Below are 13,595 nucleotides of genomic sequence, written 5' to 3'. Positions count from 1 at the left end.
AAAACGGATGTTAGGATTCGCCTGGCTCGGGGATACCGAGAAGCTTCCGAACATGCTTCTCGCGTATGACCCTGAGGAAACCCTGCCTAATCGATGAGCGGGGCATCTGCTCGTAGGCGGCTAGCATGACGGGGTCGGCCTGCTTGAGGGCCTCGGCATTGAATTGCTCTAAGCCCCCGTCCTTGGCCGCTCGCTGAGTGAGGTACTCATCGACCTTGGATTTAACAGCGGTTTCGGCTGCCCTAGCTTCCCGGGCTTTGCGAGCGGCTTCGGACACTCGACGTTGCTCGGTCTGCTTGGCGAGTTCTCTCTTTTGGCGGTCGGATTTCGTCTCAAAACCCTGGGGAAGCTTCTCGCTGAAACGTCCTCGGATTGCTGAGGCGAGGTAGGCCCCGTCATCCTTGACCTTGGTGGGTTTCTTTTCCTTGAGCCAATCGAAGAGCTCACACTCGGCCTGAATTTCCTCCTCGGAGAATTCAGCCACGAGTTGAGAGGCCACACCCGAAGAAACCCCCCGGTCAACAAGCTCCTGCTCCAGAGGGGAGAGCACGACCTGGTGAGCGACGGTTTCGACAGTGACAGGGCCTTGCTCGATTTCGAGAGTCCGAGGTCCACCTCGTTTAGTGAACGCTCGAAACTCGGCCTTAGCCTTTGGGCCCGGGGTATAAACCATCGTCCAATCAGGCTTACCCGACTTGTCGATGCACTGCTCAAACTCAACGCACTCGACGTATCCCGAAGCCAAATGGTCCCGGTGGATTCTGGCCATCTGGGGACGAACTTGATTCCAGGTGAAGAACCGTGAAAGCGGAGCGTAGGTGCAAAACTCGGAATAGCAGAGCTTGGCATGCCTGCGACCGAATTTCAGGGCCGCGTAAATCTGGTAGCTCAACAACTCGTAGAGCCTTTGTGATGCGGGCGGTAGGTCCTTCAGGTAATCGTAGTCGAGCGGCCTGGTCTGAGCTCCGCTAATGACCTGCATGAACACGTCGTTTAGCACCAGGTAGACCGCATCGGCCCGCCTTCCGTCGGGTAACTCCTCGCCGGTGAAAATCACGCTATAGCGAGTGAATCCGGCCTCGAGCTCCTTGGTCTTGCCATCGGCGAGCTTGTATTTGAATTTGGCTTTGATGCTGACAAAGGCGTTTTGGAAAAGGGATTTTCTGATGTGGTCGCGAGATTTCCCGCCGCTCAAGCCAAGTTCTCGGCTGATGTCGTGAATGCTGCCGAGTTTAATCAGCTTCGGAATGGGGCGACTGGCTTCCTCGATTCGCCGGTTCACGATGAGGGTATCGATTTTGTACGCCAGGGGCCCGGGCTGACCATAGTGGCTGTCGTGGCCTACCTGCCATTGAACGAGACTCGCTCCGTCTGGGCTTTGCTCGCGAATCTCGATGGAAACCATTCCCTGCTTTGCCAAGCGATGAACGGGGTATCGAGAGAGAGCCGTCTCAACCCTGATGACGTTGAGGGGCGTAAGCCCTGCGGGCTTTTGAATTTCCTCCTCGTCAGCCTTCATGAAATCAAAATCCATAAATACAACAACACTCTTATGGTTATTGTTGTTGTCTTTAAGAGTCTTAACAAGAGTAATAGTATAAAGCGAATTCCCGGGTCAGAAGGCATGGAATACCAGTCACTTACAGGAAAATCAAGCCCGAAAAGCGTAACTCAAAGTGGCCAACCTCGTAACTCAAAGTGGCCAGGGCGGTAACTCAAAGTGGCCAAAGGCGTAACTCAAAGTGGCCAACCTCGTAACTCAAAGTGGCCAGGGCGGTAACTCAAAGTGGCCAGCGAAGCAACGCTCGAAGGACCAAAATCGGGCAAATCGCCTCGCTACTGTCAGCGGGAAAGATGACCAGGGCTGGGTTTACGTCCAATCTCGGTACCCAAGCCATCTAACACGGCGTTTAATCAGCTTGGGGTAGGTCGTCCGGTGGCCACTTTGAGTTACGGCCCTAAAGGCAATTAGTTTCAGGTATTTAGGCTCCCTAGATACCGCAAACACGCTGAGTCTTCTCATATTTCCTATTCTTAAGAGCATTCGCAAGTAATTGGAAATATTCAGCTTGCGATGATATTTGGTTTCTGGATTGAGCCGTCCAGTCTTAGAGGCCAGTCCGGTAACTCAAAGTGGCCAGTAGACACCTAAAGGGCCTGGTCTGGCTTCCGGTTTCACGCTTTGGGGTTTGCAAAATGTCCCCCGGTTATCGGTGGAGCCGTAACCGAAACCGTGATTGTGGTCCGAACGAACTCCAAAGCGTGAAGCGTCACCAAAGGGCAAGGAGTTCATCCTTCGGACCGCGGTACACGCCGAGAACCGGGGAACCTTTTACTTTTCTCTCCCTGCCCCCGGCCCCTTCATCCTCGCCCCCTCACCCCGTGCTGGGGGGCGAGGATGAAGGGGCCGGGGGCAGGGAGCCATACACTCCCGCTCGAAGCCTGGCGTGGGGATAGACCAGTTGCCCGGCCCATGCTTCTGGTTTGCTGATTCTGAGCCCCCATCACGCGGACGGCTGAGCCGTCCGCAAATCGTCCCGGAGGGACACCGCCTCCGCGTCAGGGGGCGAGAGGGGGAGTCGCCGCAGGCGACCGGAGCGAAGCGGAGCCCGGAAGCACCCGGCCCCGCAGGGGCGACGCCAGAGGGATTATCCGGCTGGGCGGGAGGCTCACAAAATCCGCCCACCCATTTCCAAAAGATGGTTTGAGAATGGGCCGAAAACCCCCGCAAATATCCGGCGGAAACTCCGAAAACGGACCGTTTTCCAGGTCAGGAGGCCCATTTTCAGGGTTTGCGTAAGTCGAGCAATTTCAAGCACTTCGTAGAAGTGGACGGGTGTGGCATTTAGGGCAGTAGAGGAGCGAAATGGAGGCCCATAGGCCGAAATGGAGTGACGAGGGCTCGCCTGGGAGCCGAGCGAAAAGACCGCAGGGAATGGAGGGAGGCGGATTTGGGGGAGGGGAGGCGGCGACCGAGGAGCAAGGCAGCGAGAGCTGCTGAGCGGAGTTATCGGGGAGGGGCCGAGTGCCGTGAGCTGTAAGCAGCTAACGGCAGGAGGGCGAGCGGGTGGGAGAAGGCAAGGCGAGCAAGTCGAGGGAGACGGCGGGGCGATTGCGAAGGGGAAGGGGGCGGAGGCGTTAGCCTCCTGCCCCTCTCCCCGCATGCAATCAGCCTCGCTTGTCCTCGATGAGCCGCAGGACGACCCGCCCGTCTAGCGGTTGCAGGTCGAGCGATATGGTGAGCCCCTTGCCGTTTGTGTGGCCCCAGGCGACGCCGATTTGACGCCACTCCGATTTCCTCCCATCCCGTTCCTTAACCCACCAGGCGGCGTGCGTGGGGCGTTTAACGGCCTGCCCGTTCGATTCGTAGCTCTCTTCCATTTTCGTGTTCCAACAAAAGGGCGGGGCCACTCGACCCCGCCCGGTAATTTCTAAAAGGGTTGGGAGTCAAATTCCTCGTCGATGAAGGTCTCTGCCACTTCGTGCCAATCCACTTCGGAAAGGGCTGCGTTCAGGAGGTCGGAATAGAGGTTGGGCCCAAGCTCAGGCATCCCTTCGTTGAGCTCCTCCTTCAACCGAGTGGCGAGGAGATAAACGGGGGCCCTCCGTGGTTCCCAGATGCCTTCTCGGACTTGCCAACAATCGGCGGCTTCCTCTCTCGCCTCCCTGGCTGCCCCAACCCAATAAGCTTGATTTCCCTCGTCATTCTCCAACCAGAGGCACACGGCCCAGGTCTCGTAATTGGCGAATCCGTTGTGCTTTTTCTCGGCTTCCATGCTCCCAACTTCGTAAGTGGGCCCGCCTCACCATCGAGCGGACACCAGGTTATTTCCATTCCAGCCTCCGCCCCCAGAACCGCTTTTCGGCGGCGGGAGGGGAGAGCGTGTGTTTCGACCCGCCTTGCACGCACGCTCTCTCCTCCCGGTGCTGAAAAGAGGAAATGGCCCTCTCTGGAGCGATAGCGGAAGGCGATTTGGCGGGAGCCAATCCCTAGCGGCGTCGGGAGTGGGAGCGTTGCAGGGGGCATGACATAGCGAAGTCTTGGCGTGACCCCTGCTAAGCGAAGCGACCAGAGCCGATGGGGTGGGCGACGAAGGCTGATGCGGCCCTTGGCCGCACCTCTTTGGTTCTAACGCGTGAGGGGTCTGGAGGGTGATTAAGTCCGCTAGGACCGAAGCGACAGCGAAGCCCGGAAGGGGCCCGACCCGTGAGGAGCACGCCCGAAGTCCCTCACCGGCTAATCGAATATCCCCGCTTAATCGTGTGCTCGGAGAGTTGCCCTGTCTGCTCGACCACGGTCCTTGTCACCTCCTGGGCCATCGTCTTGTAACGGGCCTGCCCGAGGGAGCGAATCAGGTTGGCGAGCTTCGGCCCACCGGCGGAGAACTCGTCGCAGAAGAGATGCGTGCTCTTGATGCTCCGAGAGAGCTGGACGTATCCCATGTGCTGGTCGGTCATCGAGCCGCCGATGAGGACGTGCACGTGGGGGAGCGAGGCTCCTTGGAGCTTGTGCGTGGTGGATGCGTATCCGAGCCGCAAATTGTCTTTCGAGTACTTCTTGAGGTCGACGGTCACCTCTCTCCCGTCCTTGTCGAGCTTGAACGTGACCCGCTGAAGCTTGTTGTCGATTCGGGTTACGGTGCCGCAGTCCGAGTTCTCGAGTCCGTTCGGCTTCGACCGTTTCTGAAACTGAACCTTGTCGCCCTGGTGGATGAAATATCCGTTCGCGTAAAACTTCTTCTCTGGGTCCACCTCGCCACACAGGATGCGAGCGGCCTGGGCCTTCACGTTGAGAGCCTTCACCTCGGAGTTGGTTGAGGCGAGCATAAAGACGCTGGTCGGGTCCTTGATTCCGCCATCGGCCTTCCATTGCTCAAGCAGCCTATCCATCGTCTCGGGGCGGGTCTTCGCGAGGTGAAACCGCCCGTTGTTGATGTAAGCCTTGATGGCGGCATCCGCATCCCCTCGTTCCATTGCCTTCACGGCATCGCGTGCCCACGGGTCATCCTGACGGCGAATCTTGGTCAAAAGACTCGTCCCCAGGACGGATGCGAGGTACTTGAACGGGCCACCCGCCGAAATCGGCTGAAGCTGCTTGTCGTCGCCGACGAGGATGAGCCTGGCTCCCGGAGCTTTCTTCACGTGCTCGATGAGCTTCGCGAGCTGATTGGTCCCGAGCATCCCGGCTTCATCGACCAGCACCACGGACTTCGCATCGAGCTTCAGCCGACCCTTATCGAGTTGGTAGAGGGTCGATTGGAGCGTCTCGCAATCGATGCCCTTGCCGACCCCCTCTTTCAGTCTCTGCATGGCGGCACCGGCGACGGCACAGCCCCAGATGAGTCGGTTGGGGTCCTCTCGCCTCCAGGCGTCCACGCAGGTCTTTAGCGTCGTCGTCTTCCCGGAACCGGCAACCCCTCGAAGTAATCTCACGCCGGGCCCAGAGCAAAGCTCCTGGACCGCCTTCGCCTGCTCGGGGTCAAGCTTCTTCCCGTGGTCGGCGGTGTGCTTGAGAGCGGCCTCGATGTGGCGGGCCGGGGTGCCGCTCCGGGGTCCGCGAACGATGAACTCCACATCCTGGAGCATCTGCCGTTCAATCCGCCTGATTTCTGGCGTGGTGAATCGTTCTTCAATTCGCTCGATGTATTGCTTCTGCTTGGTGTTGCGGCTCTCGGTCTTGATTGGGCCCAGAGAGATGAGCTCAGGGCTCCGAAGCTTCTGCTCCATGAGCTCGCGAACATCCCTAGCCGAAATTCGCCCCGCCGACCGCTCGGCAACGGCCTTCGTGAGCTCGGTCTCGTTCCAGTGGGAGTAGTTCTCGCTCAGAGCGGAGACGGCCTCCTGGTAAATCTTCTCCTTCCGTTCGGCCCGTTCCTCGGGGGTGAGCTTCTGATGAGGCTTCAAAAGCCGCCCGATGACTGCCTCGGTAACTCCGAACTCGAGCCCCACCTTCTTCCACTCGGCAATGAGTTCCGCTCGCGGCTTCTCGGTCTCCTTGGTGCGGCGGGTCTCTTTGGCGATGAGCTCGGCGTATTTCGCCGATGACGCATCGAGACTTCCGGCCCGAAGGTCCATCACCGCCTCAATCTCGGCTCTCCTCTTGGAAAATTCCTCGATGAGTTTGGATGGAATCCCCGCCAGCTCAAAGCCGATGCTCGAGCCGAGCGGGCGTTGTTCAACCTGGAAGCCGAGCTTCTGCATCTGGTCGGCGAGTGCGGCCCGGTAGATGGCTCCTGCGGCCATTTTCACGTGATAAAGAAACGTAGAATCGACTGCCGTGGTCCTCCCGTCCGGGTGAACGGTGAGATTGATGAGGACCGCGTGGGTGTGGAGCTGGGGGTCCAGGGCTCGCGAGGTGCCGTGCTCAAAAAGTCCGAGAAGGAGCGGGGCCTTCACGAGGCTCTGCCCCTGGCTGCCGACACGAGCGTAACCGGCCTTGTCCTCGAGGTACTCGATAGCCTGCTTCACGGCGGCGAGCTGCCCCTTCTGGATGGCCAGCCGAGTTGCTTCGTCGCCAATGGCCCAGGCGACCGAGACAGATTTCGGGCAAGAGAACGTGAGGTCGTGCCCGGGATTTCTGCCCTCGTCTCCAGCATTCCGAACGAGCCGTTTAGTCCCGGTCTCCGCATCGAACCCGGCACAGAGTCTTTGAACGTGCTCAGCCTGGGCGTTCCCGAAGAGGCCCAATTCCCTGGCGGCGGTCCCTGCCCAAATGGGGAGCGGCTCGCCCCCGAGCGAGTAGTAATTGATGCTCGTCAATTGCAGGTAGTAATCGGGTCCCCCGGAAAGGGCGGCGATGGAAAGCACGAGGGCACCTCTCAAACTTCAAGAGTGTTGAAGCTAGGCCGACGACCTGGTGAGCGAAAGGGAGAGGAGGAGGCGGGACAAACGATAAATGATATCCACTACGTCAACGGGTCAGAATTAAATCATAATTGATGGCGTATTTTGCTCCGCGTCGGGATAATCCGACACGGAAATGCTCGGAGAAAAGGCCGCGAGAAGCGGCCTTTTCTCTTGGCGATACGAAAATCAATTTTGGATTTTAAGCTGCTGTTGCAAAGGGATTTGCGATGAAATCTTGCGGAAAATAATCCGATTCGTGCAAGAGCCGCTTGCACAAATTCGCGGTCGCTTCCTGCTCGTCTCTTCGTTGTGCGTCCATGGTTTTCTTGCCATCGTCGGGCATGGACGACTCAGAAAAACGTGGGACACGCAGGAGGTGGAATAATCGACGGCGTGATTCAAAGCCGACGCCGAGTTTTCCGGATATGCCCTTCAACGTGGGCAAAGAAATCACCCCGAAGCATCTGGGCTTCCTCCACGTCCATCGCGGAATCCCGGTCTCTGATATCGTGAACCGCTATCCGAACCGTCTGAGTATGGAGCTCGCGTATCTCGGGCTCTCCAACTATTTCAGGGACCGCGAAAAGCTCGACGCGGAACTAAAAGCCGAGTTGAAATTCATCGGCGGGTCCGCGTTGGAAGATAGCTCGTTTAGCCTTCCTCGCGTGGGCCTGGCCTCTCTCGTCGTGGCTGAGGAGGCGTTTGCGGCGGTCGCTGAAGCCGACCGGAAACGAATCGAAAAAGAGAATTGGAAACCAACGCTCCGCGTTGGCGAGCCTCCGAAGCTGCCAAGCTCTGAGCCATCCCCTCCCGGTGAAACTGAGAAGGCTCGCAAATGGTCCGCAAAATCCATCTGGCGAGAGTTCAAGGGCCAGAGCTGAAGGTGAGAATCCGCCTCGAAGAGGCTTGAGCTCTGACCAGTCCACCCGGCTCGTCGAATCTCGTTGACTATCGCACCTCGTTCTATGATTCTTCCATATATGAGGAAGATAGAACATGACGCAGGTGCCCTGACCCCCTTCGGAATCACCAACTCGGGCTGCGAGCTCTCCAGGGAACAGGTCAGCAGAATTCAGGAAATCATCGCCCCTAGCTTCTCCTACCTCGCTCGCCTGAAGGTGAACCTCGAGGAGAGAAAAGGGTTTTACCCGCAGTTTGGTCGCGTGGTCTCAAAGGCCCATGAGGGCCTCGAAGAGCTTTCGATGTTCCTCCGCTACGAGGACATCAGGAGGGAGAACAGCCGAAAGGGTGGGGCTTAATGGGTTCGCGTGAGTTCGTATGGCCGATATCAAGAAGCGAATTTCGACGAAGCAGGCGATGTGGTCCCTCGAGCGGACAGAAAGGATGCAAGCCTTTCTGAGCAAGATGGATACGTGGCTCGCCGATGGCGACTACACCGACAAAGTCAGGTCAGCGACCTCGGAGGCTCACGAGGCAATTTTCAACCTGAATTACCGGCTCAAGCTCGAGGCGGCGATTCAAGCCGACAAGAAATCCCAACGCAGGTAGGCGGGGAAGAGCGGGGTTAGTTCAGGGTTGAATCGTCGAAAGCCCCTCGAGTCGAGCGACGTCGATGAGCCGCTGGTCCGAGCAGACGAAGTGGTCGAGCGGGAACGAGCGGTGAAGGTGAAGGGCGACAGAGAGCTGAATCGCATCGAGGGCCCGAAGTTGCCGACTCATGGCGTGCTTGCCGATGAGGTCCCCGGCGAACTCGTAGTGAGCGTTCAGAACTCGAATGGGCCGGATGGCCCGGCTCTTGATATCGGCAAGAAATCTCTTCCGGAGGTTGCCGTAATCAGAACTCGAAAAGACGCCGGTCCTCACCTTGCCAGCGAAGCCGGAAAGCATCTCAACCGAGGCGAGTCGGGAAATGAAGACCTCCGTGCCTTCCTCGTCCAGGAGCTGCCGCACGAGGGGCGAGCCGACCTCGGCGTGGTAATTCTTCACGAGCGAGCTGGTATCGAAGTAGAGTCGGGCCATCAGAACCGCTCGGCCCGCTCATCCTCGATGATGGCATCGGCCATCGAGCCGGGGATTTTTGAGGTGGCGGCGAGCACTTCCTCGAGCGAGACGGAATCATCACCCTCGCGAGCACAGTATGCCTCGAACTCGAGGTCGATGAGGTCCTCTAGCGTTGGGTTCGTCTCCCGGCCCTTCATGGCCTTCAAGGCGGCGAGCATGACCGCCTCTTCCGAGGGGTACTGACCGTTCTCGATTTTCTCCTCGACCCAACGCTTCAGGTCCGAGGTCAGTGGCAAGTTCATCGATTTGGCTCCGGGTTCTCTTCCGGGTAGCTTACCACGAGTCGCGTATTTTGGGCACGAAGAATGAAGCGAAGTGATGACGTGGTATCGGCTTCGGAGATTGCCTCCTGGGAATGGTGTCCGGAATCGTGGCGGCTCCATGCCATCGGCCACAAGTCAGGTAACCGTGAAGCCCTGGAGCGGGGGACCGAGCACCACACCGAGAAGGCGGTGTTCGAGAAGCGGTCCCGCTCGGCCATCTCCCTCGGTTGGTGGCTAATCGTCCTGGGCGGTCTCGCTGCCCTGGCGTTAGCCTACGCCCTGGTGAGTGCCTGATGGTCACCCTCTACCGTGTTGCCTACCTCCTGCTCCTCCTGGGCGTTGTACTGGTGGTCTTGTCCCGGCGAGGCCGAAAGGCAAAAGGACTCGGCGATGGGCAGACGGTCGCCCTGGATAACGTGACGCTCTTCTCCGAGCGGCTCGGGCTTGTGGGACGACCCGACCGCATCGTGAAGGTGGGAGAGGCGTTCATTCCTGAAGAGTGGAAGAGCTCAAAGAAGGTGAGCCACGGGCACAAGCTCCAGCTTGCGACCTACTTCCTCCTCATCGAGGAGGAGTATGGGGTGCGGCCAGCCCACGGATTCGTCGTCCTGGGCGACGGGTCGAGACACGAGGTCGAAAACACCGAGTCGCTTCGCTCAGAAGCTCTCGCGATAGCCGAGAAGATTCGCGAACACCGGATGAGCATCGGCGAAGAGATACGGGTGCGGCAACCGTTATGGACGTGCCGCGTGTGCGGCCAGAGAGCAGTGTGTGTTCAATCGTCAGTTAAGTCGTAGAACCGAAGGGCTTTACATCGCGTGGCGGGAGGATGGGCATCTTACCGATTGGTGACGGTAGATAAGCTGGCTGATTCGTCAAATGCCGCAAAAGGTTTTCGAAGCCCTCGGATAGTGAAAGGTCGTAATAGGTGGCTCCGGTCAGAATGGTCGGACGTTGTGCCAAATCCTTGCTGTCAAAAACGATGGGTATGAACTTGTCATTATGAAATTCATGTTCATAAAGTGTTCTTGTGATAATTCCGCCTTCCCATTTCACGCCCTTTCCTTTACCAGCCTCTTCTTCACCCTCACATCGTTTACGGTATTTCTCTGTGCAGACGCAGAGCACATAATCAGCCCATCGAATTTGTCGAATCATCCAATCCGGAAGCCCTTCGGGCGGCATACCGGAAATGAAGACATCAACGCTTGCCTCGAACCCATTTTCCCGAAGAGTGTTGGCGAGGCTAACGACTCGCTCTTGATGGGGTGGAGCTTCCCAAGCGTAACTCAGGAAAATCTTATTTTTAATCGCTCCACTCATGGGATTTACCCGTCTTTCCGAAAGGTTGCTTGTCGATTCCGAGAGAGTATCTTCGTTCATAGGTAAAACAAGGCGTGGGCCAGAATTAATAATTTGAGCATTGCGTTTAATGCCGTCAAACGCGGCCACCCTGAGAGCAAGTTGAGCCGTGCAAAGTCCTTCGGATGGGCTAAGCAGAAGAGCAAGAGATGCTACTTCGTCGGATTCCGCATGTCCCAGCTGAACTGGGGGGAGAAGGTCTCTCGAACGTAGTGTGACGCGGACGTCGGCCACAGTCTCATCTGATGGGAGAGGGCACGAAGCGGCGGCTCCGACTAAACGACGAACGGCAGCAAAGAGGCATCGCTCCCAGTCATGAGTACTCTTGCGTGAGTGGGAAGTCGAAAGGAACCGAGTCATCCATTCGCTTAAGGATTGCGTGAGAGATGGGTCGCCACAGTGGCGGGCACCAAGGGCGATACCGAGTAGTGCAACGGCGTCGGTCGTAAAACTCGCCGATGAGCCTGCAACAGTCTCGGGCCTTCCAGAAATCCAATTCAAAGAGTCTTTGAGCACCTCCAAGTGTTTGAAGGCAAAACCCTGTGCGTTCGCCGCGATTCCTAGAGTCGCCACACCTCGGGCTTTCCTGCACCCCGTTCTCAGAGCAACTTGGAGCGGTCCTTCGATAGTCAGAACGCTTTCGGACTCCCCAAGTAACCAGGCAGCAAAGACTTCGTCCAAATCGTTTCGACCCGAAAGCTTCCTCACATCTCTGACAAGGTCTTCTCTGGCGTCCTTCAATAGCCTGTTTTGGGTTTCGGTCATAGAAACCACCTCGTCCAACCAATCCTTCCCAACATCGCGTTGGAATTCCAATTAGGGATGGTTGAGAGTTGACCGAGCTGCCGTGCGATGAGCCCAGAGTAGAGGATGGAAACGGGCATGTCGCAGGGGAAGAAGCCTTGCCAAGAATGGCTAGCGAACGTGAAAACTTGTCTAGACAGATATGTTGTATCGACAAAAGTGGAGTGGCGATGAAGACGCAAGAGTACTGGGAAGGGAATACCGTCGTCGGGTCGTTTTACCTCTCTAAAGCCCGTTAGAGATAGTAGAACTTCATCATGTGACAAGCGAAAGAAAAGACCACGAGTAGGGCCAAAAACACCCTTCATTTTGCGAGTGCGTTTATCTAGAATCCCACCCTGATTTTCATCAAATACAAGATAAGGGTGGTCGGTTACAACGTGAATAAAAGCATACTCGACATCGTATTCACCCATCTCTTCCATAAGAGCTTTGACTGCCAATGTCTCAGCATCACGAAGCGGCTTGAAGGCATGGAAGATAAGGCGAACAGGGTCTCTAGCCCTCCAGTTGATGTCAGCTCTGACCTGATTCACAGCGATACGAAGCGTCGCTAAAAGCTCGTCTCTATAGTCGCGGTAGGCGACAGCTCGAGTGAGGTTAGACACACAGTAGTTGCCATCGCCAGTAAAAACAGTCGTTATTCCAACAACTCTTTCACCAACACCCAGGCGACTATCGCCAATTCTTGCACTTCCAATCCCTATCACCAATTCGTGGGCAATGCCTTGGTCAGCCCTAATGAGCCATGGAGTTCCACCAAGTTTTGCGTATATTGCAAGAGATATGTTGTTTAATGCATATGACAAACTGTACTCATTTAAATTGGCGGTCTCAATCTCAAATTCTTGCGAAGGGATTTGATGAGATAAAAATTCAGCCTTTGAAATGAGGTAGGGATTTGAACCTCCGTAGAGCTCATGGAACTTCTCTTCTGTTTGTACTAGAGCAAGATTCCATCTTGGGCCATTAGGACCTCCACTTTCTAACGCCTGTCGTATAGCTCTCTTGTAAGCCTGTGCCGAATTGTCTTCGGTTACGAAGAATTCGGTGTCCAAGTCCTCAAGGTGGTACTTGCGGAGCAATCCCTTCTCGAATGGATTGGAAGAAGACTTGGAATTCGTTATTCCTTCCTTGAGCTTCCGGATGAATTGCTCAACCTGACCCTTTTTCGATTTTTGACAAATGACGCAAACCTTTGGCCTTGTGATGAAATCGCGTTGTGAATAAGGGCCATGTTTTTCCAAACCGTTATCGACTGGCCAAATGGATGTGCGATTACCTGTAGGGTCAAATACGTAAGTTGCTCCTGGTGCTTTGAGAACGGTAGGGAACTGTAGTTCCGAACTATCTCGAACCTCAGAGAGGAACGAACCAAACGTACAAGTTAGTCCTTGAGCCATCTCGAGATTCTGCTTTGAGATGTACTCCAATACGCGTCTTAACCTCTCGAGCCTTTCAGGTCCTCTGCGTAATTCAGCAAGTCTAGTATCAAGTCGGAATTTAATATCGGGGACAAGCTTTCCGAAAGCGTAACTGAAACACCGCTCCCATGCGTCAGGCCTTGTTTCTATGAATGCTTCCTCAGCAGGAAATTCGGAGATTCCATCGCGAGAATCGGACAGCTTCAAAATCCCTTTGCTGAAGGAGTCGATTCTTCCTATCAACTCACTTTTAGGGAAAATCCTAGGGTCTCTAGTTTCCATCCGTCGCTTGACGTAAAGCCCTCGCGGGTCAAATCCGTCATTAATTAACTCTGAACAATTCCAGCCAATTTGCCTCGTTGATTTGAGGTCAAGTGTTAGGCCAACGAAGGGAGGACTATGGTCCAACTTGAACTCTCGAACGTCAATTTCAAACAAGGGATGAATGGAAATCCACTCAGGGCAGGTGACTCCTGTTGGCATGGACTGCGAAAGCAGTTCATCTTTGATTCCATCAGCCACAAAAAGAATCGGTAGAAAATCAAGTATGGTTCTTTTGTACGACGCAAAGAAATTAATAAGACTGTTTCTGATAATAGTGCAACATAACCAGCGATTATCATGCGAGTAAATCACTTCTGTTTCCCCACCTATGGTTGGGGATTCAAGTGAGAGCGGGACGCAGATGATTCGGTCGGCCTTCTCGCTGAGGTCCCTTTTAAAGACGTGGGTTTTGTAATACCTCGCCCTCAATTCATCCAATTGAAGATTGCTATCGTAATCAAATATCTCGACTTCCAACGGTGAGTTTGCAAAGTAAACGGGTGAGACATTGAGGAGTAATTTGGAACGCATGGCTCTAATAACCTTGAAT

At 55.8% G+C, this 13,595-nt stretch carries 13 protein-coding genes; 5 read left to right on the top strand and 8 right to left on the bottom strand.

What is annotated here, in order from left to right; genetic code table 11:
• Positions 1-10: 10 nt before the first annotated feature.
• From TA3x_RS29125 to mobF, 4 genes are all read right to left on the bottom strand, one after another.
• Positions 11-1,519 carry a hypothetical protein gene (locus tag TA3x_RS29125; RefSeq protein WP_435022704.1) on the bottom strand — a complete coding sequence of 503 codons (1,509 nt, stop codon included), beginning with the start codon at positions 1,517-1,519 and terminating at the stop codon, positions 11-13.
• Between the two features lie 1,649 nt (positions 1,520-3,168).
• Entirely contained in the window at positions 3,169-3,381 is a 213-nt protein-coding gene (locus TA3x_RS29120) for a hypothetical protein (RefSeq protein WP_435022702.1), read from the bottom strand.
• A gap of 50 nt (positions 3,382-3,431) precedes the next feature.
• On the bottom strand, positions 3,432-3,776 hold the full coding sequence (locus TA3x_RS29115; RefSeq protein WP_435022700.1) for a DUF7249 family protein: 345 nt from the start codon (positions 3,774-3,776) through the stop codon (positions 3,432-3,434).
• 454 nt (positions 3,777-4,230) lie between these two features.
• Positions 4,231-6,807, bottom strand: coding sequence for a MobF family relaxase (gene mobF, locus TA3x_RS29110; RefSeq protein WP_435022767.1), 2,577 nt, complete (start codon positions 6,805-6,807; stop codon positions 4,231-4,233).
• A 464-nt stretch (positions 6,808-7,271) separates the two neighbouring features.
• On the opposite strand from mobF, the gene TA3x_RS29105 reads away from it, so the two are divergent.
• From TA3x_RS29105 to TA3x_RS29095, 3 genes are all read left to right on the top strand, one after another.
• Positions 7,272-7,727: a hypothetical protein gene (locus tag TA3x_RS29105; protein ID WP_435022765.1), complete on the top strand. Its 456-nt coding sequence runs from the start codon at positions 7,272-7,274 to the stop codon at positions 7,725-7,727.
• Between the two features lie 99 nt (positions 7,728-7,826).
• On the top strand, positions 7,827-8,105 hold the full coding sequence (locus TA3x_RS29100; RefSeq protein WP_435022763.1) for a hypothetical protein: 279 nt from the start codon (positions 7,827-7,829) through the stop codon (positions 8,103-8,105).
• A 19-nt stretch (positions 8,106-8,124) separates the two neighbouring features.
• Positions 8,125-8,355, top strand: coding sequence for a hypothetical protein (locus TA3x_RS29095; protein ID WP_435022743.1), 231 nt, complete (start codon positions 8,125-8,127; stop codon positions 8,353-8,355).
• Between the two features lie 21 nt (positions 8,356-8,376).
• Here the strand turns inward: TA3x_RS29095 and TA3x_RS29090 are convergent, their stop codons facing one another.
• Together TA3x_RS29090 and TA3x_RS29085 are read right to left on the bottom strand one after the other, a co-directional pair.
• The gene (locus TA3x_RS29090) at positions 8,377-8,826 is read right to left on the bottom strand and encodes a type II toxin-antitoxin system VapC family toxin (protein WP_435022741.1); all 450 of its coding nucleotides are present in this window, start codon (positions 8,824-8,826) and stop codon (positions 8,377-8,379) included.
• On the bottom strand, positions 8,826-9,110 hold the full coding sequence (locus TA3x_RS29085; protein ID WP_435022739.1) for a hypothetical protein: 285 nt from the start codon (positions 9,108-9,110) through the stop codon (positions 8,826-8,828). The genes TA3x_RS29090 and TA3x_RS29085 overlap by 1 nt, the downstream gene beginning before the upstream one ends.
• 81 nt (positions 9,111-9,191) lie before the next feature.
• Between TA3x_RS29085 and TA3x_RS29080 the strand changes: the two genes are divergently transcribed.
• Together TA3x_RS29080 and cas4 are read left to right on the top strand one after the other, a co-directional pair.
• The gene (locus TA3x_RS29080; protein WP_435022738.1) at positions 9,192-9,425 is read left to right on the top strand and encodes a hypothetical protein; all 234 of its coding nucleotides are present in this window, start codon (positions 9,192-9,194) and stop codon (positions 9,423-9,425) included.
• Positions 9,425-9,928: a CRISPR-associated protein Cas4 gene (cas4, locus tag TA3x_RS29075; protein WP_435022736.1), complete on the top strand. Its 504-nt coding sequence runs from the start codon at positions 9,425-9,427 to the stop codon at positions 9,926-9,928. Before TA3x_RS29080 ends, cas4 begins: the two co-directional genes overlap by 1 nt.
• Here cas4 and TA3x_RS29070 read toward each other — a convergent pair.
• Together TA3x_RS29070 and TA3x_RS29065 are read right to left on the bottom strand one after the other, a co-directional pair.
• The gene (locus TA3x_RS29070) at positions 9,918-11,258 is read right to left on the bottom strand and encodes an SEFIR domain-containing protein (protein ID WP_435022734.1); all 1,341 of its coding nucleotides are present in this window, start codon (positions 11,256-11,258) and stop codon (positions 9,918-9,920) included. The two genes, cas4 and TA3x_RS29070, sit on opposite strands and share 11 nt — an antisense overlap.
• A complete protein-coding gene (locus TA3x_RS29065) occupies positions 11,255-13,576 on the bottom strand; it encodes an argonaute/piwi family protein (protein ID WP_435022761.1) in 2,322 nt (773 codons plus the stop codon). The genes TA3x_RS29070 and TA3x_RS29065 overlap by 4 nt, the downstream gene beginning before the upstream one ends.
• Positions 13,577-13,595 lie beyond the last annotated feature (19 nt).

The sequence above is a fragment of the Tundrisphaera macrotermitis genome, from assembly GCF_051175315.1.
Lineage (GTDB): Bacteria > Planctomycetota > Planctomycetia > Isosphaerales > Isosphaeraceae > Tundrisphaera.
This window is presented reverse-complemented; position numbering and strand designations above follow the sequence as displayed.

What these genes read in the sequence shown, in the direction of transcription:
- TA3x_RS29125 (WP_435022704.1), bottom strand. Translation starts at nt 1,519, where the DNA reads ATGAAGGCTGACGAGGAGGAAATTCAAAAGCCCGCAGGGCTTACGCCC.
- TA3x_RS29120 (WP_435022702.1), bottom strand. Translation starts at nt 3,381, where the DNA reads ATGGAAGAGAGCTACGAATCGAACGGGCAGGCCGTTAAACGCCCCACG.
- TA3x_RS29115 (WP_435022700.1), bottom strand. Translation starts at nt 3,776, where the DNA reads ATGGAAGCCGAGAAAAAGCACAACGGATTCGCCAATTACGAGACCTGG.
- TA3x_RS29105 (WP_435022765.1), top strand. Translation starts at nt 7,272, where the DNA reads ATGCCCTTCAACGTGGGCAAAGAAATCACCCCGAAGCATCTGGGCTTC.
- TA3x_RS29100 (WP_435022763.1), top strand. Translation starts at nt 7,827, where the DNA reads ATGAGGAAGATAGAACATGACGCAGGTGCCCTGACCCCCTTCGGAATC.
- TA3x_RS29095 (WP_435022743.1), top strand. Translation starts at nt 8,125, where the DNA reads ATGGCCGATATCAAGAAGCGAATTTCGACGAAGCAGGCGATGTGGTCC.
- TA3x_RS29090 (WP_435022741.1), bottom strand. Translation starts at nt 8,826, where the DNA reads ATGGCCCGACTCTACTTCGATACCAGCTCGCTCGTGAAGAATTACCAC.
- TA3x_RS29085 (WP_435022739.1), bottom strand. Translation starts at nt 9,110, where the DNA reads ATGAACTTGCCACTGACCTCGGACCTGAAGCGTTGGGTCGAGGAGAAA.
- cas4 (WP_435022736.1), top strand. Translation starts at nt 9,425, where the DNA reads ATGGTCACCCTCTACCGTGTTGCCTACCTCCTGCTCCTCCTGGGCGTT.
- TA3x_RS29070 (WP_435022734.1), bottom strand. Translation starts at nt 11,258, where the DNA reads ATGACCGAAACCCAAAACAGGCTATTGAAGGACGCCAGAGAAGACCTT.
- TA3x_RS29065 (WP_435022761.1), bottom strand. Translation starts at nt 13,576, where the DNA reads ATGCGTTCCAAATTACTCCTCAATGTCTCACCCGTTTACTTTGCAAAC.